The organism is Rhodococcus ruber, from assembly GCF_016804345.1.
GTDB classification, from domain to species: Bacteria; Actinomycetota; Actinomycetes; order Mycobacteriales; family Mycobacteriaceae; genus Rhodococcus; species Rhodococcus ruber.
Window position 1 is genome coordinate 5,315,477 of sequence record NZ_CP044211.1, and the last position, 16,679, is coordinate 5,332,155.

Annotated in this window: 16 protein-coding genes; 6 read left to right on the forward strand and 10 right to left on the reverse strand. The window is 69.2% G+C overall.

Annotation, left to right across the window (positions count from 1 at the left end; translation table 11 throughout):
* The first annotated feature begins 106 nt into the window (after window positions 1–106).
* A complete protein-coding gene (locus F1734_RS24330) occupies window positions 107–619 on the forward strand; it encodes a MarR family winged helix-turn-helix transcriptional regulator (protein ID WP_203011163.1) in 513 nt (170 codons plus the stop codon).
* On the opposite strand, the gene F1734_RS24335 is transcribed toward F1734_RS24330, so the two are convergent.
* The 5 genes from F1734_RS24335 to F1734_RS24355 form a co-directional block, all read right to left on the reverse strand.
* On the reverse strand, window positions 600–1,751 hold the full coding sequence (locus F1734_RS24335) for an acyl-CoA dehydrogenase family protein (RefSeq protein WP_040274706.1): 1,152 nt from the start codon (window positions 1,749–1,751) through the stop codon (window positions 600–602). The genes F1734_RS24330 and F1734_RS24335 overlap by 20 nt on opposite strands.
* Before the next feature lie 77 nt (window positions 1,752–1,828).
* A complete protein-coding gene (locus tag F1734_RS24340) occupies window positions 1,829–3,346 on the reverse strand; it encodes an acyl-CoA synthetase (protein WP_040274704.1) in 1,518 nt (505 codons plus the stop codon).
* 55 nt (window positions 3,347–3,401) lie between these two features.
* The gene (locus F1734_RS24345; protein WP_010595641.1) at window positions 3,402–4,202 is read right to left on the reverse strand and encodes an enoyl-CoA hydratase; all 801 of its coding nucleotides are present in this window, start codon (window positions 4,200–4,202) and stop codon (window positions 3,402–3,404) included.
* 10 nt (window positions 4,203–4,212) lie between these two features.
* Complete coding sequence (locus tag F1734_RS24350; RefSeq protein ID WP_010595642.1) at window positions 4,213–5,100, reverse strand: alpha/beta fold hydrolase; 888 nt, start codon at window positions 5,098–5,100, stop codon at window positions 4,213–4,215.
* A 109-nt stretch (window positions 5,101–5,209) separates the two neighbouring features.
* Window positions 5,210–6,184 (reverse strand): LLM class F420-dependent oxidoreductase, encoded by a 975-nt coding sequence (locus tag F1734_RS24355; RefSeq protein ID WP_203011164.1) that lies wholly within the window; start codon window positions 6,182–6,184, stop codon window positions 5,210–5,212.
* An 84-nt stretch (window positions 6,185–6,268) separates the two neighbouring features.
* Between F1734_RS24355 and F1734_RS24360 the strand changes: the two genes are divergently transcribed.
* Window positions 6,269–6,994: an MOSC domain-containing protein gene (locus F1734_RS24360; protein ID WP_040274702.1), complete on the forward strand. Its 726-nt coding sequence runs from the start codon at window positions 6,269–6,271 to the stop codon at window positions 6,992–6,994.
* A gap of 80 nt (window positions 6,995–7,074) precedes the next feature.
* On the opposite strand, the gene fahA is transcribed toward F1734_RS24360, so the two are convergent.
* The 5 genes from fahA to F1734_RS24385 all read right to left on the reverse strand — a co-directional run bounded on the left by fahA (window position 7,075) and on the right by F1734_RS24385 (window position 11,568).
* A complete protein-coding gene (gene fahA, locus F1734_RS24365; RefSeq protein ID WP_010595645.1) occupies window positions 7,075–8,262 on the reverse strand; it encodes a fumarylacetoacetase in 1,188 nt (395 codons plus the stop codon).
* The gene (locus tag F1734_RS24370; protein ID WP_203011165.1) at window positions 8,259–9,143 is read right to left on the reverse strand and encodes a hypothetical protein; all 885 of its coding nucleotides are present in this window, start codon (window positions 9,141–9,143) and stop codon (window positions 8,259–8,261) included. Before F1734_RS24370 ends, fahA begins: the two co-directional genes overlap by 4 nt.
* The gene (locus F1734_RS24375) at window positions 9,140–10,336 is read right to left on the reverse strand and encodes a homogentisate 1,2-dioxygenase (protein ID WP_017679703.1); all 1,197 of its coding nucleotides are present in this window, start codon (window positions 10,334–10,336) and stop codon (window positions 9,140–9,142) included. The genes F1734_RS24370 and F1734_RS24375 overlap by 4 nt, the downstream gene beginning before the upstream one ends.
* Before the next feature lie 111 nt (window positions 10,337–10,447).
* Window positions 10,448–10,981: a MarR family winged helix-turn-helix transcriptional regulator gene (locus tag F1734_RS24380; protein ID WP_026137528.1), complete on the reverse strand. Its 534-nt coding sequence runs from the start codon at window positions 10,979–10,981 to the stop codon at window positions 10,448–10,450.
* A gap of 158 nt (window positions 10,982–11,139) precedes the next feature.
* Complete coding sequence (locus F1734_RS24385; RefSeq protein WP_010595649.1) at window positions 11,140–11,568, reverse strand: DUF4247 domain-containing protein; 429 nt, start codon at window positions 11,566–11,568, stop codon at window positions 11,140–11,142.
* Between the two features lie 180 nt (window positions 11,569–11,748).
* Here F1734_RS24385 and F1734_RS24390 point away from each other — a divergent pair, with 180 nt between their 5' ends.
* The 4 genes from F1734_RS24390 (at window position 11,749) to F1734_RS24405 (ending at window position 16,675) form a co-directional block, all read left to right on the forward strand.
* Window positions 11,749–13,083 (forward strand): YhgE/Pip domain-containing protein, encoded by a 1,335-nt coding sequence (locus F1734_RS24390; protein ID WP_048771577.1) that lies wholly within the window; start codon window positions 11,749–11,751, stop codon window positions 13,081–13,083.
* A gap of 266 nt (window positions 13,084–13,349) precedes the next feature.
* Window positions 13,350–14,015, forward strand: a complete 666-nt coding sequence (locus F1734_RS24395) for a TetR/AcrR family transcriptional regulator (RefSeq protein ID WP_140188972.1) — start codon at window positions 13,350–13,352, stop codon at window positions 14,013–14,015.
* Window positions 14,012–14,878 carry a 3-hydroxyacyl-CoA dehydrogenase gene (locus F1734_RS24400; RefSeq protein WP_048771574.1) on the forward strand — a complete coding sequence of 289 codons (867 nt, stop codon included), beginning with the start codon at window positions 14,012–14,014 and terminating at the stop codon, window positions 14,876–14,878. The genes F1734_RS24395 and F1734_RS24400 overlap by 4 nt, the downstream gene beginning before the upstream one ends.
* A 33-nt stretch (window positions 14,879–14,911) precedes the next feature.
* Window positions 14,912–16,675, forward strand: coding sequence for an oleate hydratase (locus F1734_RS24405; protein ID WP_048771572.1), 1,764 nt, complete (start codon window positions 14,912–14,914; stop codon window positions 16,673–16,675).
* Window positions 16,676–16,679 lie beyond the last annotated feature (4 nt).

Below are 16,679 nucleotides of genomic sequence, written 5' to 3' on the forward strand. Positions count from 1 at the left end.
TCGCGCCGCCGGGGCCGGAGTCGTCGGCCCGGTACCGCCGGGCTGCGCTGCCGCGGCGCCGACGGCTGACCGTCGGATTTCGGCCGCCGGACCGTACCCTGGTGGCATGTCCGACCCAGACATTTCGACCGCGCCCACGAGACTCGCGCGGCTCCCGAGCTGGCTGCTGACCCAGTCCGCGCGCCACGTGCACCGAGTGGCGTCCGGCCGGCTCGGCCTGGCCGACGCCCGCGGCTACCACTACCGCGCGCTGGCGGCGCTCGAGGAGTACGGCTCGCTGTGTCAGGCGGATCTGGGCCGACGGGCGGGGATGGACCGCAGCGACATCGTCGCCACCGTCAACGAGCTGGCCGATCGGCGGTTCGTCGATCGCAGTCCCGATCCCACCGATCGGCGCCGCAACATCATCAGCGTCACGCGCCGTGGGCGGCAACACCTGCGCACCCTCGACGACGTCCTCGTCGCGGCGCAGGACGAGGCGTTCGCGTCGCTGGACCCGGCCGAGCGGGACCAGCTCGCCGTCCTGCTCACGAAGGTGCTCGCGCACCACACCCGGCAGGCGAAGGGCTCCTCGCGGGAGCCCTCCACCTCCGACGGACTCAGAGGGAGCGGGCGATGATCTGCTTCATCACCTCGTTCGCGCCGGCGTAGATCCGCTGCACGCGGGCGTCCTCGTACATCCGGGCGATGAGGTACTCGCGCATGTAGCCGTAGCCGCCGTGCAGCTGCACGCAGCGGTCGATGACCTCGCACTGCTTGTCGGTCAGCCAGTACTTGACCATCGCGGCGTCCGCGGCGTCGAGTTCGCCCTTCAGGTGCTGCTCGATGCAGTGATCGAGGAACACCTGGCAGGTGCGGGCGATGGTTCGGCACTCCGCCAGCTCGAACGCGGTGTTCTGGAACTCGAACAGGCTGTGCCCGAACGCCTGCCGCTCCTTCGTGTAGCGCACCGTCTCCTCGACCGCGCGGTCCATCGCCCCGGCCGCCTGCGCGCCGATGATGAGCCGTTCCTGCACCAGCTGCGCCATCAGCTGCGCGAAGCCCTGCCCCTCGCTCTCGCCGAGCAGGTTCGACACCGGCACCCGCACGTCGGTGAACGACAGCTCGGAGGTGTCGGCGCCGTGCTGGCCGACCTTGTCCAGCACCCGCCCGACCGCGAAGCCGGGGCAGTCCCGCAGGTCGACGATCAGCAGGGAGACGCCCTTGGCGCCGGCCTTCGGGTCGGTCTTGACGGCGAGCACGATGACGTCGGCCGACGAACCGTTGGTGATGAAGGTCTTCGAGCCGTTGACCACGTACTCGTCGCCGTCGCGGAGCGCGGTGGTCTTGATGGCCTTGAGGTCCGACCCGGCGCCCGGCTCGGTCATGCCGATCGCGCCGAGGATCTCGCCGGTTGCCATGCCGGGCAACCAGGTTCGCTTCTGCTCCTCGCTGCCGTACTCGAGGATGTAGTGGGCGACGATGCCGCTGTGCACCGAGATGCCCAGGGCGAGGTCACCCGAGTAGCCCTGCGCCTCGAAGACCGCGAGGTCGTGCGCGAAGGTGCCGCCCCCGCCGCCGTACTCCTCCGGGATCGAGCACAGCAGCAGTCCCAGTTTGCCGGCCGCGAGCCACACCTCGCGGTCGATGCGCCGCTGGCTGTCCCACTTCTCGGCATGGGCCATGACCTCGCGCTCGAAGAAGTCGCGGGCCAGTTCCGACACGGCCTGTACCTCGTCGTCGTGCCAGGACGGCACGTGCTTCGTCACCATCGGTGTCCTTCAACCTTCCGTCCGGCGTGACCGAATGTCACATCGCGTCGATTCGATCGAACCCATGTGACATTCGGTCACCGGGTGCGCAGCTCGCGCTTGAGAAGCTTGCCGCTCTGGTTGCGCGGGAGGGTGTCCACGAACCGGACGAGCTTCGGAACCTTGAACGGCGCCAGGCGCTGCTTGACGTGGTCGATCAGCTCGTTCTCGTCGGTGTCCGCGCCGGCGCGCAGCACGACGACGGCGGTGACGGCTTCGATCCACTTCTCGTCGGGGGTGCCGATGACCGCGACCTCGGCGACGGCCTCGTGGGTGTAGAGGGCGTCCTCCACCTCCCGGGACGCGACGAGGATGCCGCCGGTGTTGATGACGTCCTTGATCCGGTCGACGACGGTGATGTAGCCCTCGGCGTCGCGCGTGACGAGATCGCCGGAGTGGAACCACCCGTCGCGGAACGCCTCCGCGGTGGCGTCCGGGTTGTCCCAGTAGCCCAGGCACAGCTGCGGCGACCGGTACAGCACCTCGCCGGGTTCGCCGTCGGGCACGTCGTTGCCGTCGGCGTCGACGACGCGGGTCTCGACGAACAGCACCGCCTTCCCGCACGACGACGGCCGGTCCGCGTGCTCCTCTGGGCGCAGAACCGTTGCCAGCGGCCCGATCTCGGATTGACCGAAGCAGTTGTAGAACCCGAGGTCCGGGTAGCGCTCGCGGAGCCGGTTCAGCACGGTGACGGGCATGATCGACGCGCCGTACTGCGCCTTCCGCAGCGACGACAGGTCGCGGGTCTCGAGGTCGGGGTGGCTCGCCAGCGGCACCCACACCGTCGGGGCGAGGAAGAGCGAGCCGATCCGCTCGGACTCGACGAGCCGCAGGATCTCCGGGATGTCGGGGGCGGGCAGCAGCGTGACCGTGGCGCCGACGGCCAGGTACGGCAGCATGAACACGTGCATGCCGGCGGAGTGGTACAGCGGCATGCAGATCAGCGGATTGTCGTCCGCCGCCAGGTCCAGGGCGACGATCGACGAGGTGTACTCGTGCACCAGCGCCCGGTGGGGCATCATGGCGCCCTTGGGTTTCGAGGTGGTGCCGGAGGTGTAGAGCAGCTGCACGAGGTCGGCGTCGGAGACGGTCACGTCGAGTTCCGGCACGTCGCCCGTGCACGCGACGGCGAGGAGCGAGTCGTCGGCGTCGCGCAGGGGCACCACATGCTCGGCCGGGACGTCGCCGAGGACTGCGTCGAGGTTCTCGCGCAACGCGGGGTCGACGAGGACGGCGCGCGCCCCGGACTGGCCGAGCAGGTAGCTCAGTTCCTCGCCGCGCAGGGCGTAGTTGATCGGCACGTGCACGAGGCCGGCCCGGGCGGCCGCGAGGTACCCGACGACGTAGGCGTCGGAGTTGGTGCCGTACGCGGCGACGCGATCGCCCTGGTCCAGGCCCAGCGCGCGCAACCGTCCGGCCGCCCGGGTGACCGCGTCGTCGAGCTCGCGGTAGCTGAGGGTGCGGTCGCCGAACCGCAGGGCGGTGCGGTCGGGGAAGCGGACGGCGCTGCGGTGCAGCACGCCGTCGACGGTGTTCGCGCGCGGGTCGAGGCTCATGGCCGACAGGTTATAGGACGTCCAACCAATTGACCAGACCGATCGATCGATAGCGTCAGCGACCCTGCCACACCGGCCGGCGCTTCTCCACGAACGCCGTCATGCCCTCCTGGGCGTCGCAGATCATCGCGTTGGTCGCCATGGTCTCGGCCATCGCCTCGTAGGCCTGCTCCTGCGGCAGCTCGATCTGCCGGTAGAAGGCTTCCTTCCCGATCCGCACCGTCGCCGGGGACGCCGAGACGATCTTCGCGGCCAGGGCCGCGGTCTCGGATTCCAGGGCCGCCGGGTCGACGACGAAGTTGATCAGCCCCCAGTCCGCCGCCGTCGCCGCGTCGATCGTCTCGCCCGTGAGCAGCATCTGCATGGCCCGCTTGCGCCCCACGGCCCGGCTGAGCGCGACCATCGGCGTGGAACAGAACAGGCCGATCTTCACCCCCGGGGTGCCGAACACCGCGTCCGACGACGCGACCGCCAGGTCGCACGACGCCACCAGCTGGCAGCCGGCCGCGACGGCCGCACCCTGCACCGACGCGATCACCGGCTGCGGCACCGACTGCACGGTCTGCATCATCTCGGTACAGGTGTCGAAGATGACCCGCTCGTCCTCGAGGGTCCGGCCGATCATCTCGCGCAGGTCGTGGCCCGCCGAGAACACCGGGCCCTCGGCGCGGATCACGATCACCCGGGTCGCGGACTCCGCGGACAGCGCGCGCAGCCCCATCGTGACCTCGCGCATCGCCGACGCGGACAACGGGTTTCGCTGATCGGGACGGTTCAGGGTGAGCAGGCCGATCCCGGACGCCTCGTCGACGGCGATGAGTACGGCGGCGGGCTGGTCGGTGCGCGTGTCGGTCATGCGCTCCTGCCTACACCACCGCGACGGGGGCGGCCACCCCCCGAACGTGGGTGAGCAGTCGCAGCAGCGCGGCCGCCACCTCGTCGGCGCGCTCGACGATCACCGAGTGCCCCGCCCCGTCGACCCGCACCAGTTCGGCGGCGGGCAGCCGCGCGGCGATGGCCCGCGAGTGCGCGAACGGCGTCAGCTCGTCCGCCGAGCCGCCGAGCACCAGGACCGGGATCGCAGCCAGCACGGCGAGGGCCGCCGACTCGTCGAGCACGGCGAACGCCGCCAGGAAGCGCGAGAGCGTCACGATCGACGTCTCGGTGGCCAGGGCCGTCGCCAGCGACCGTGCCCACGAGTCCGCGGCGCCGCGACGGACCACAGGACCGCACATGCGCCCGCCGATCCGCATCGATCCCTGCATCACCCGCGGCGCGCGTCGCACCGCGCGGTGCAGCACGGACACCGCCGGGTGCCGCAGATAACGGCCGAGCCCCGACTCGGCCAGGCCACTCGCCGCGGTCGCGACGAGGGCGGCACCGACGACGCGGCTGCCGATCCGCTCCGGGTACAGCCGCGCGTAGGCCATCGCCACCATGCCGCCCATCGAGTGCCCCGCCAGCACCACCGGCCCGGGGGGCACGACGGTGCGCAGGACGACGTCGAGGTCGTGGGCGAGTTGCTCGATGGTGTACGTCTCCGGCGCGCCGATCCCCGACCGGCCGTGCCCGCGCTGGTCGTAGGCGACGATGCGGACCCCCGCGCCGGCCTGCCCGGCAAGGCGCTCGCGTACCGCCGACCAGCTGCCGGTGTGCAGGCAGTGGCCGTGCACCAGCACGACGGTGACGAGCGCGTCGACGGGTCCGTGCACCCGCACCGACAGGGGCACACCGTCGTCGGCGGCGACGGTCACCCGGCGCGGATCCGGTCCAGGCATCGCGGCCTCCCAGCGGTCGATCTGCCGGGAATGTCGTCGATGCCCGAGCCGCGCGTTACGGCCGCGACCGAATCGTGACCGATGGTCAGCGCGGGGCGAGGGCCCGGATCATCTCCGTCGGGTCGCCGGCGGTGGTCATCGCGATCACGGGAGTGGTCACGCCCGCCTCGACGTACCGTTCGATGTGCTCGCGGCACGCCTCCGGCGGCCCGTGCACGACGAGCTGGTCCACCACGTGGTCCGGGATCGCAGCGAGGGCCGCCGACCGCTCCCCCTCCGCCCACAACCGCCACATGCCCTCGAAATCGTTGCTGCGTCCGAGGAATTCGTGGAAGGCACGGTAGACGGGGACGTTCATGTAGGCGGCGATCATGCGACGACCGATGCTGCGGGCGGTTTCGGCGTCGAAACCGGGCAGCACGAAGATGCGGGCGACGATCTCCTTGCCCGCTCCTCCCTCGTGCACGTACGGCGCGACGGTGCGCACGTCGTCGGCCGAGAGCCAGTTGACGATCGCGCCGTCGGCCTCGCGTCCGGCGAGGCGCAACATCCCCGGGCGCAGGGCGGCGAGCAGCAGCGGCGGGGCGGGATCGGGGACGAGTCCGGCGCGGAACCCGCCGACCTCGAACGTGTCGTACTTGTGGCTGATCTTCTCGCCGGCGAGCGCGGCACGCAGGAACTGCAGGGTGTCGCGGGCTCTCTTGAACGGCTCCTCGAACGGGGTGCTGTTCCACTTCTCGACGATCACGTTGGACGAGGTGCCCACGCCGAGGACGAAACGGCCCGGGGCGGCGGCGGCGAGGGTGGCCGCGGAGATCGCCAGGGTGGCGGGACCGCGCGTGAAGACCGGCACGATCGCGGTGCCCAGCCGCAGCGTCGGGGCCCACACGCTCGCCAGCGCCAGGGGCGTGAAGGCGTCGGCCACGCTGCTCTCGGACGACCACACGTCGGTGTAGCCGAGGTCGGGCAGTTCGGCGATCAGATCTCGCTGGTCGGGCAGGGCAATGCCGTCGAGGGGGATCGTCAGGCCCCAACGGCGAGGCGTCGCATCATCGCTCATACGCCACACCTTAGGCTGCGCCGGTGCGTCCTTTGGGCTGCCAGGACCGCCCAAAGGGCACACCGGTCCGTATGCTGGCCCGTTGTGCAGGTCTCTCAGCTCTGGCGTTACCCGGTCAAGTCGTTCGGCGGCGAGCAACTGCCGTCGGCGACGATCGAGCCGGACGGGCTGCGCGGCGACCACCTGTGGGCGGTGATCGACGCCGAGACCGGCGCCGTCGCGACGGCGAAGAAGGTGCGCGCCTGGTCGCGACTGCTCGAATGCCGCGCCCGGCTGCTCGACGACGCCGACCCGTCGGATCCCGCCGTCCTCGAGATCACCCTGCCCGACGGCCGGTGCACCCGCGGCGACGACCCGCGCACCCCCGCGCTGCTGTCGGAACTGACCGGGCGGGCACTGACGTTGGAGGCCCGCCCGCGCACCTACGACGAGGCGCCGCTGCACCTGCTCACGACGGCAGCCGTGGACGCGCTCGGCACGGGCGACCCCGCCGACGTCGCGCTGCGGCGCTTCCGCCCCAACGTCGTGGTCTCGGCGGACGGCACCGGCTTCGTCGAGGACGGCTGGCTGGGCCGCCGGCTCGAGGCCGGTTCCGTCGCGCTCGTGCCGACGCAGCGCACGGCGCGGTGCGTGATGGTGACGTTGCCGCACCAGGAGGTGCCGGCGCGGCGCGACATGCTGCGCACCGTCACCGACCGCAACCGCGTCCCGAACCGTCCCGAGGCCAGGCCGGCACCGTGCATCGGGGTGTACGCCGACGTCGTATCGGAAGGCGTTCTCTCGCTGGGTGACTCACTGACCGTTCGCTGAAACGGATCCGCGCGCCGACCGGACGTCGACGCGCGGAGTTCACCGCGCCGCTGTCGAGCCGGCGCGCGGATCCGGGTCGGTCAGCGGCCCGAGTCCTTCGCGGGCAGGATGCGGGTGCGGACCTCACCGAACCCGATGCGGGTGCCGTCCGGCCCGGGCGCGGTGGCGGAGATCGAGATCTCGTCACCGTCCTCGAGGAAGGTCCGGGTCTCGTCGCCGACCTGCACTGGTTCCATACCGCCCCAGGTGAGTTCGATGAACGCCCCGCGCTGGTCCTTCTCGGGACCGGAGATGGTGCCCGAGCCGAACAAGTCGCCGGTGCGGGTGGCGGCACCGTTGACGGAGGTGTGCGCGAGCATCTGCGCCGGCGACCAGTACATCTGGGCGTACGGCGGACGCGAGACGACGTGACCGTTCCACTCGACCTCGAGATCGATGTCCAGGCCCCACTTCTCGGTGCCCTTCAGGTACGGCAGCGGTTCCGGGTCCTGCACCGGGGTGTCGACGCGGGCAGCCTCGAGCGCGGCCAGCGGCACGACCCACGGGGAGATCGAGGTCGCGAACGACTTGCCGAGGTTCGGACCGAGCGGCACGTACTCCCACGCCTGGATGTCGCGGGCCGACCAGTCGTTGAGGATGACGGCCCCGAAGCAGTGGTCGGCGAACTCGTCCGGGGAGATCGACGATCCCATCGGCGACCCGACGCCGACGACGAAGCCCATCTCGGCCTCGATGTCGAGGCGGATCGAGGGGCCGAACACGGGCGCCGGATCGTTCGGGCCCTTGCGCTGTCCGCACGGACGCACGATGTCCACTCCCGACACGACCACGGTGCTCGACCGGCCGTGGTAGCCGACCGGCAGGTGCTTCCAGTTCGGCATCAGCGGCGACGGATTGTCGGGCCGGAACAGGCGCCCGAGGTTCGACGCATGGTTCTCCGAGGCGTAGAAGTCGACGTAGTCGGCGACGTCGATCGGCAGATGCAGGGTCACGTCCGCGACGGCGTGCACGGCCTCGGCGGGCACGTCCCCCGCGACGAGATCCTGCAGCGCGGCCCGCACCTCGTCCCAGCGGGCGCGGCCCTGCGCCATGAAGGCGTTGAGGGTCGGCGCGGCGAACGCGGGATCGTCGAACACGACGGACAGGTCGAGAACGGAGTCACCGACACGCACGCCGACGCGCGGCTGCGTTCCGGCCGTGGAGAACACGCCGTAGGGCAGGTTGTTCGCGCCGAAGAGCGAACCTTCCGGGATGTCGATGACGGTCATGCGAGAGATCCTTCGGTGATCGGGGACATCGTCGGCGGAGCCAGGCCGACCTCGACGAGATCGGCGAGCGGCTCCACGATGCTGCAGGTGCCGAACGAGCGGAAGCTGTTGCGCAGCTCCTCGATTCGAGCAGGCGACAGGTCGCGCAGCCGGGCGGCCAGGCCGGCGCCGTCCCGGTCGGCGAGCACCGCCGCGACGGCCGCGGTGTCCGCACCGTCGAGCACGGCGTCGACGGCGGCGAGCACGTTGAGGAATCCGTGCTGTTCGAACCCGGTGTGCGGGTCGGTGTTGCGGACCGCGTGGTGCAGGCCCGCCGTGGCCTTGAACGGGACCTTCGTGCGGACCACGGTCGAGAGGGCGTCGGCGAGTTCCCATTCGTCGGGGTACGCCTCCGCGACCACCCCGCCCGTGCGGAACTTCGCCGCGTAACGCGATCCCACGAGTCCCTGGAGGATCTCGGCGCGGCGCTCGTCGCGCGGAACCTCCACGAACAGTGCGACTCCGGGGTACTCTGCGGCGATCAGGTCGAGGGCGACGAGCACACCGGCGGGGCTCTCCCCGGCGGGCACGGCGATCTCGAGGGCGGCCACGGTGACGCCGTCGACGTCGCGCAGGCTCTCCATTGCGGGAACGACCGCGGACGGCCCGCCCGGAACGGTCAGGCTCAGGGTGAGGTCGCCCCCGAACGGGCGCTGTCCGAGTGCCTCGAGCAACTCCGGGATCCGCGGCGCCGGGAACACGAACGTGCCCACCAGCCCGGCATGGTCGGCGATGCGGTGCGCGGCATGGGCCGGCAGGGCGCGATCGAGCGGGGCGTTACCGGGCGGGAACAGCGCGGCGTCGTCGCACAGTTCCGTCAGCAGGGCTCCGAGAGTGCTCACTTCTGCAGCCCCCGGTTCCAGCTTCCGGCGTAGGCCGCGTCCTCGCACGCGAGCGCACCCTCACCGAGTTCGAGCGGCCGGAACGTGTCCACCATGACGGCGAGCTCGTCGAAGAAGTCGACGCCGATGCTGCGCTCGTAGGCGCCGGGCTGCGGACCGTGGGCGTGGCCGCCGGGATGGACGGAGATCGATCCCTGGCCGATGCCGGAGCCCTTGCGGGCCTCGTAGTCTCCGCCGCAGTAGAACATGATCTCGTCGGAGTCGACGTTGGAGTGGTAGTAGGGCACCGGGATCGCCAGCGGGTGGTAGTCCACCTTGCGGGGCACGAAGTTGCAGATGACGAAGTTGTTGCCCTCGAACGCCTGGTGCGCCGGCGGCGGCTGGTGGACCCGGCCGGTGATGGGCTCGTAGTCGTGGATGCTGAAGGTGTACGGGTACAGGCAGCCGTCCCAGCCGACGACGTCGAACGGGTGGTTGGGCACGAGGTAGCGGGTGCCGACGATGCCGTGCGAGGTGCGGTGCTTGACCAGGACCTCGACGTTGCTGTCCTCGACCTGGATCAGCTCGGTCGGGCCGTGCAGGTCGCGTTCGCAGAACGGCGCGTGCTCGAGGAACTGGCCGAACCGCGACAGGAAGCGCTTCGGCGGGACGATGTGGCTGTTGGCCTCGATGACGTAGGCGCGCAGCGGCTCGTCGCCGGTGGGGATCCAGCGGTGGGTGGTGGCCATCGGCAGCAGCACGTAGTCGCCGGCCTTCGCGTCGAGCACACCGAAGACGGTCTCGACGCGGGCGGTTCCCGACTCGACGTAGACCATCTCGTCGCCGACGACGTTGCGGTAGAGCGGCGACTCCTTCGCCGACACGACGTACGACAGGCGCACGTCCGCGTTGCCCAGGATCAGCCGGCGGCCGGTGACGGCGTCGGTCTCGGCCCAGACGGTCTGCGGGAACAGATCGTGCAGCTTCAGGTGGCGCGGCTTGAGCGGGTGGTTCGGGGTGGTGGCCTGGTCGGGCAGCTTCCACTCGGTGGCGTCGACGATGGCCGACGGGATGTGCCGGTGGTAGAGCAGCGCCGAGTCCGAGGAGAAGCCCTCCTCGCCCATCAGCTCCTCGTAGAACAGCCCGCCGTCTTCGTTGCGGTGCTGGGTGTGGCGCTTCGGCGGGATGACGCCGAGCTGTCGGTAGAACGCCATGAGATTCAGCTCCTCGGGCTCTTCGTGGCGGATCCGCGGGAGGCCGCGGTGTTGATAAACACCTTAACTACTTTTCGGGCGTGAGCGCAACCACATCGGCCCGATCGGTCGTCAGTTGCGGTCGCGCATGTCGAACTGGCTGCGCTTGGTGATGAGCTTGTTGAGGAGCATGACGAGAATCTGCTGCTCCGCCTCGCTCAGCACGTCCACCCATGCCGCTTCCCGCTCGTTCTGGGCACGGAACGTCTCCACGATCTCCCGCTCGCCGGCCTCGGTGAGCGACAAGCGGACCGACCGGCCGTCCTCCGGATCCGGGGTTCGCGTCAACAGACCCGCCTCGACCAGCGGTTTCGCCAGATTGGAGACGGCGGCACGGCTCATGCCGGTGAGCTTGGCGGCCATCTTCGGCTCGATCGGACCGGCCAGCCAGGTGACGAACATCAGCCGATAGGCCGACCACGACCGCCCCCGCGGGCGGTGCACGGCCGCCTCGAGGTCGTACGTGACGATGTCGGAGGCGCGGTTGAGAGTCAGCAGCACCTCGGTGGCCTGCTCGTGGTAGTCGCCGTATCGGTTGCTCAGGCGCCGGTTCGCGAGTTCGACGAAGGACCAGTAGTCGAGGTCGCGGGCGTCCGCTTCGGTCATGGCCTTCACCTTATCCGAGCTCGATAATTTAGTACACGTATTAATTACATGGGTGTGCCCCCCGACCCGGCAGAGCATCGGAGGGCACCGGCGGCCGAACGACCACGGCTCACGCGCGGGTCGGCCGGATCATCCCGATCGACCGCCCGCCTACGCTCCTACCTCGCCCCTCGTTCGGACCCCGACCGGTGCCCCGCTCCGGACGCGTCGGAGCCGAACAGCGCCCCCAGCCGCTGCAACAGACCCCGGCGCGGTCGCCGGTCGAGGTCCCGGACGATGACTGTGCTGCCGCCCTCGGCCGCGGCCTCGACGATCACGACGTCGCCGGGGAATCGCAGCTCCCACCGGCCGCGATCGACCGTCTGCGCGGTCGGCTCCTGCCTGCGCACGATCGCGTCGACCGTCGCCTGCACCGGATCCGGCGAGTGGTAGACCTCGGTGTTTCTCCTCGTCTCCCGATGCTCGTAGGTCTCGGCGATGTGGTCCCGGCTCTCGCCGCCGCAGCCCACGAGCAGCAGCGACGACACGAGCACCGGCACCGCCCGTTTCGCGACGGACGCCCGGCCCGCGCGCACGATTTCCCCCATGAAATCCCCCCGTATCGAATTGTTCCGCGGGGCACCATACAGTCCGGGAGTGAGCTGCCTCGCGGGCGTGCACGTTTCGTGTCTCGTACCACGAGGCGGCGGGGAAGCATCCGCATCTGACTACGGGTGTGCACAATTGAAGGGCACCGCACCGACTCGACGCATCACGGAAGGCCTGGAATGAGTTCGACGGAGATCAGCGCCGACCCGCACGCCGGCACCCTGCGCAGCCCCCACTTCTGGCTGGCGCCGGTCGTCGTGGTGACCGCCGTGATGGCGGCCCTGGCGGCCCTCTACATCGGCAGCATGATCAATCCGGCCGACAATCTGCACAGGTTCCCGGTCGCCATCGTCAACCAGGACGTCGGCGACGTGCTGCCCGGTTCGGACCAGCAGCGCAATCTCGGCGCCGAGATCACCGCCGCCGTCGCCGACGGGGTCGATCCGGCGGAGATCGACCTGCAGCAGGTCGGGATCTCCGGGGCGATCTCGGGTCTCGACTCGGGCCGACTCTACGGCGCGATCGTGATTCCGAGCGACTTCACCAAACGCACGTCCATCCTGGCGCAGGGCAGCGTGATCCCCGGCGACATCGAGAAGCCGATCATCACCGTCTACACCAACCCCCGCATCGGCACCTTCGGCAAGGGCATCGTCGAATCGATCGCCGACCGCGCCCTGACCACCGTGAACGCCACCGTCGGGGAACAACTCACCACCACGGTCACCGACACCCTCGCCACCAGCGCCCCGGATCTGCAGCTGTCCGGCGGCAGCCGGTTGACGCTGGCGGATCCGATCGATGTCCGCTTCGTCGAGCACAAGCCGCTGCCCGACGGCACCGGACTGGGCCTGTCCGCGTTCTACTACACACTGCTGCTCATTCTCGCGGGCTTCACCGGCGCCACCATCGTCAACTCGCTCGTCGACAGCGCCCTCGGTTTCGTCCCCACCGAGTACGGGCCGTGGTACGTCGACCGGAAGACTGCGCATCTGTCGCGGTTCCGGGTGCTGCTCGTGAAGTGGGCGATCATGGTGATCCTGGGGCTGATCGTGTCGGCGCTCTACCTGTGGATCGCCACCCTGCTCGGCATGCCCGTGACCCGCGCCCTGCTGCTGTGGGAGTACGGGGCCCTCGCGATCACGGCCGTGGGCGTCACCTCGATCTCGGTGATGGCCGTGTTCGGTTCCGCCGGACTGCTGGTGAACCTGTTGATCTTCATCATCCTGGGCCTGCCGTCGTCGGGCGGGACCGTGCCGCTCGAGGCGATGCCCCCGCTGTACACGTGGCTGTCGACCTTCGAACCGATGCATCAGGTGTACATCGCGACCCGGGCCATCCTGTACTTCGACGGCAGTGGCCCCGCGGGGCTGACCCGCGGCGCCCTGATGACCCTGCTGGGTCTCGGGATCGGCCTCGCGCTCGGGGCGGTGGTGACTCGGATCTACGACGTGCGCGGGTTCCACCGCCGCAGCGACGCCGACCCCGCACTCGTTCCGGCGCAGGACACGTGAGACAGGACCCCGCTGCTCCTCGAGGGCAGAGCAGCGGGGTCCCGGGTCTCGAAGGTAGCGTTCCGATTCCGCCCGGCCCAGCCGCGCCGGGGTGAAACGGGGGATGAAACTGTCCCCGGCTGCGGCGTCGCCGGCAGCAGCGTGACCGAGCGGGCCAGCGGATGCCCGCGGACCGATAGCGGAGTATGCTCATTAATGAGTCCACTCATTCCGGGAGGCGCGAAATGGTCGAATCGGCGGGAGCGCCGGGTCGCCGAGACCGGAACATGCGTGACAAGCAGAGCCGAATCTTCGCTGCCGCCTCATCGTTGTTCGCGGAGAAGGGCTTCGCGGGGGTCACGACACAGCAGATCTCCGAACGCGCGGACGTCGCGGCCGGAACGTTGTTCCGCTACGCGACGTCCAAGGGCGAACTGCTGATGATGGTCTACAACCAGCAGTTCCGGGCGGCCCTGAGCATCGGCGAGCGCGAGTCACGCTCGCGGCGCGACCCGGTGGACGCCGTACTGGCCCTCGTCCGGCCCATTCTCGAGGCGGCCGACAGCAACGTCGAGAACACGGTGAATTACCAACGCGAGCTGCTGTTCGGCTCCGCAAGCGAGAAATACCGTTTCGAGGGACTCGATCTCGTCGCCCTCTTCGAGGAGACGGTCGCGTGCCGGCTCGTCGAGGCCGCGCGCAACCGCGGGCTGGACGAGAGGCAGGCGGAGGACCGGGCCCGGCACGCCGGCCGGAGCATCTTCGCGATCCTGCACCTGATCCTTGCGCGCGCGTTCACCGGTGCGCATCCACACAACGACCCCGAAGCCGACCTGCACGCCCAGATCGACCAGATCGTCACGGGCTTCTTCGCAGCACTCGACGACGACCGCCCGGCCCGCGGCACGCCGCAACCGGGCACGTCCTCACCCCAACGAAAGAAGGAATCATGACCAGCCGGATCAGCAAGGTGACGGTCCTCGGGACCGGTGTCCTCGGTGCGCAGATCGCGTTCCAGTCCGCCTACAGCGGGTTCGACGTCACCGCCTACGACATCAGCGACGACGCCCTGACCAACGCGCAGAAGCGCTTCGGCGAGCTCGCCGAGACGTACAAGCGTGAGGTTCCCGGTGCCGGCGACGGGAAGGCGGAGGCGGCTGCGACCGGCATCCGCCTGTCCTCCGACCTCGCGGACGCCGTCCGGGACGCAGACCTCGTCGTCGAGGCCGTGCCCGAGGTCCTCGACATCAAGCGGGACACCTACACGAAGCTGGGCGCCGTCGCACCCGCGGAGACGATCTTCGCCACCAACTCCTCCACGCTCCTGCCCAGCGACATCAAGGACTTCACCGGCCGTCCCGACAAGTTCCTCGCGCTGCACTTCGCCAACCAGGTGTGGAAGTTCAACACGGCCGAGGTCATGGGCACCGACGACACCGACCCCGCGGTGTTCGATCAAGTCGTCGACTTCGCCGCGGCCATCGGTATGGTTCCGATCCCGATCCACAAGGAGAAGGCCGGCTATGTCCTGAACTCGCTGCTCGTGCCGTTCCTCAACGCGGCGGGTGAACTCGCCGCCGGTGGCTACGCCGACCCCCAGGACGTCGACAAGGTGTGGCGGATCGCCACCGGCGCACCCATGGGGCCCTTCCAGATCTACGACATCATCGGGCTCACCACGCCGTACAACATCCTCTCCCACGGCGACGAGAAGGACCGGACCATCGCCGCGTGGTTGAAAGAGAACTACATCGACGTCGGCAAGCTCGGTGTGGCGACGGGCGAAGGGTTCTACCGCTACTCGAACGACAAGTAACGACGACCGACCACGGCGAAAGGGCTACGCGTCATGTACTACAGCAGCGGAAACTACGAAGCGTTCGCCCGGCCCCGCAAGCCCGCAGGGGTGGACGAGAAGACAGCATGGTTCGTCGGGGCCGGACTCGCCTCCCTGTCCGGAGCCGCCTTCCTGATCCGGGACGGGCAGATGCCCGCGTCCGGAATCACCATCCTGGAACGACTGAAACTGCCAGGCGGTGCGCTCGACGGCATCAAGGAACCCGAGAAGGGCTTCGTGATCCGCGGAGGCCGCGAGATGGAGGACCACTTCGAGTGTCTGTGGGACCTGTTCCGGTCCGTTCCGTCCATCGAAATCGACGGTGCGAGCGTTCTCGACGAGTTCTACTGGCTGAACAAGGACGACCCCAACTTCTCGCTGCAACGGGCAACGGAGAAGCAGGGCCGCGATGCACACACCGACGGCCTGTTCACCCTGAACCAGCGGGCACAGAAGGACATCGTCAAGGTGTTCCTCGCCAGCCGCGAGGAAATGGAGAACAAGCGGATCGACGAGGTCTTCGGCCGTGACTTCCTCGACAGCAACTTCTGGCTCTACTGGCGCACGATGTTCGCATTCGAGGAATGGCACAGCGCCCTCGAGATGAAGCTCTACCTGCACCGCTTCATCCACCACATCGGCGGCCTGCCGGACTTCTCCGCCCTGAAGTTCACCAAGTACAACCAGTACGAGTCCCTCGTGCTACCGCTGTACAAGTGGCTCCTCGACCAGGGCGTGACCTTCCGGTTCGCCACCGAGGTCACCGACATCGACTTCGACATCACCCCGGACCGCAAGCAGGCCACGCGCATCCACTGGGTCACCGAGGAGGGCACAGGCGGAGTCGACCTCGGCGAGAACGACCTGCTCTTCACCACCATCGGTTCACTGACCGAGAACTCCGACAACGGTGACCACCACACCCCGGCCCGACTCGACGAGGGCCCGGCCCCGGCGTGGGACCTGTGGCGCAGGATCGCCGCCAAGGATCCGTCCTTCGGGCATCCGGATGTGTTCGGCGGCCACATCCCCCGGACGAAGTGGGAATCGGCGACTGTCACCACGCTCGACAAGCGCATCCCCTCCTACATCGAGAAGATCTGCAAGCGTGACCCGTTCAGCGGCAAGGTGGTCACCGGCGGTATCGTCACCGCCAAGGACTCCAGTTGGCTGATGAGTTGGACCGTCAACCGGCAGCCGCATTTCAAGCAGCAACCCTCGGACCAGATCGTCGTCTGGGTCTACTCGCTGTTCGTCGACGTCCCCGGAGACTACGTGCACAAGCCGATGCAGGAATGCACCGGCGAGGAGATCACGCAGGAATGGCTCTACCACATGGGCGTTCCCGTCGACGAGATTCCCGAGCTCGCCGCGGACGGCGCAAAGTGCGTGCCCGTCATGATGCCCTACGTGACGTCGTTCTTCATGCCCCGTCAGGCGGGCGACCGGCCGGACGTGGTTCCGGAGGGCGCGGTGAACTTCGCCTTCATCGGGCAGTTCGCCGAGACGACCCGCGACTGCATCTTCACCACCGAATATTCGGTGCGCACCGGGATGGAGGCCGCGTATCGTCTGCTCGACATCGAACGCGGTGTTCCGGAGGTCTTCGGCTCGACCTACGACATCCGGGAACTGCTCGCGGCCACCAGCAGGCTGCGGGACGGGAAGGAACTGCACCTGCCCGGTCCGAAGCTGCTGCGCGAGAACCTGATCGCAAAGCTCGAAGCGACGGAGATCGCCGACCTGCTTCAGGAGTCCGGCCTGCTTTCCGAGTAGCTGC

What these genes read in the sequence shown, in the direction of transcription:
- F1734_RS24330 (WP_203011163.1), top strand. Translation starts at nt 107, where the DNA reads ATGTCCGACCCAGACATTTCGACCGCGCCCACGAGACTCGCGCGGCTC.
- F1734_RS24335 (WP_040274706.1), bottom strand. Translation starts at nt 1,751, where the DNA reads ATGGTGACGAAGCACGTGCCGTCCTGGCACGACGACGAGGTACAGGCC.
- F1734_RS24340 (WP_040274704.1), bottom strand. Translation starts at nt 3,346, where the DNA reads ATGAGCCTCGACCCGCGCGCGAACACCGTCGACGGCGTGCTGCACCGC.
- F1734_RS24345 (WP_010595641.1), bottom strand. Translation starts at nt 4,202, where the DNA reads ATGACCGACACGCGCACCGACCAGCCCGCCGCCGTACTCATCGCCGTC.
- F1734_RS24355 (WP_203011164.1), bottom strand. Translation starts at nt 6,184, where the DNA reads ATGAGCGATGATGCGACGCCTCGCCGTTGGGGCCTGACGATCCCCCTC.
- fahA (WP_010595645.1), bottom strand. Translation starts at nt 8,262, where the DNA reads ATGACCGTCATCGACATCCCGGAAGGTTCGCTCTTCGGCGCGAACAAC.
- F1734_RS24375 (WP_017679703.1), bottom strand. Translation starts at nt 10,336, where the DNA reads ATGGCGTTCTACCGACAGCTCGGCGTCATCCCGCCGAAGCGCCACACC.
- F1734_RS24380 (WP_026137528.1), bottom strand. Translation starts at nt 10,981, where the DNA reads ATGACCGAAGCGGACGCCCGCGACCTCGACTACTGGTCCTTCGTCGAA.
- F1734_RS24385 (WP_010595649.1), bottom strand. Translation starts at nt 11,568, where the DNA reads ATGGGGGAAATCGTGCGCGCGGGCCGGGCGTCCGTCGCGAAACGGGCG.
- F1734_RS24390 (WP_048771577.1), top strand. Translation starts at nt 11,749, where the DNA reads ATGAGTTCGACGGAGATCAGCGCCGACCCGCACGCCGGCACCCTGCGC.
- F1734_RS24395 (WP_140188972.1), top strand. Translation starts at nt 13,350, where the DNA reads ATGCGTGACAAGCAGAGCCGAATCTTCGCTGCCGCCTCATCGTTGTTC.
- F1734_RS24400 (WP_048771574.1), top strand. Translation starts at nt 14,012, where the DNA reads ATGACCAGCCGGATCAGCAAGGTGACGGTCCTCGGGACCGGTGTCCTC.
- F1734_RS24405 (WP_048771572.1), top strand. Translation starts at nt 14,912, where the DNA reads ATGTACTACAGCAGCGGAAACTACGAAGCGTTCGCCCGGCCCCGCAAG.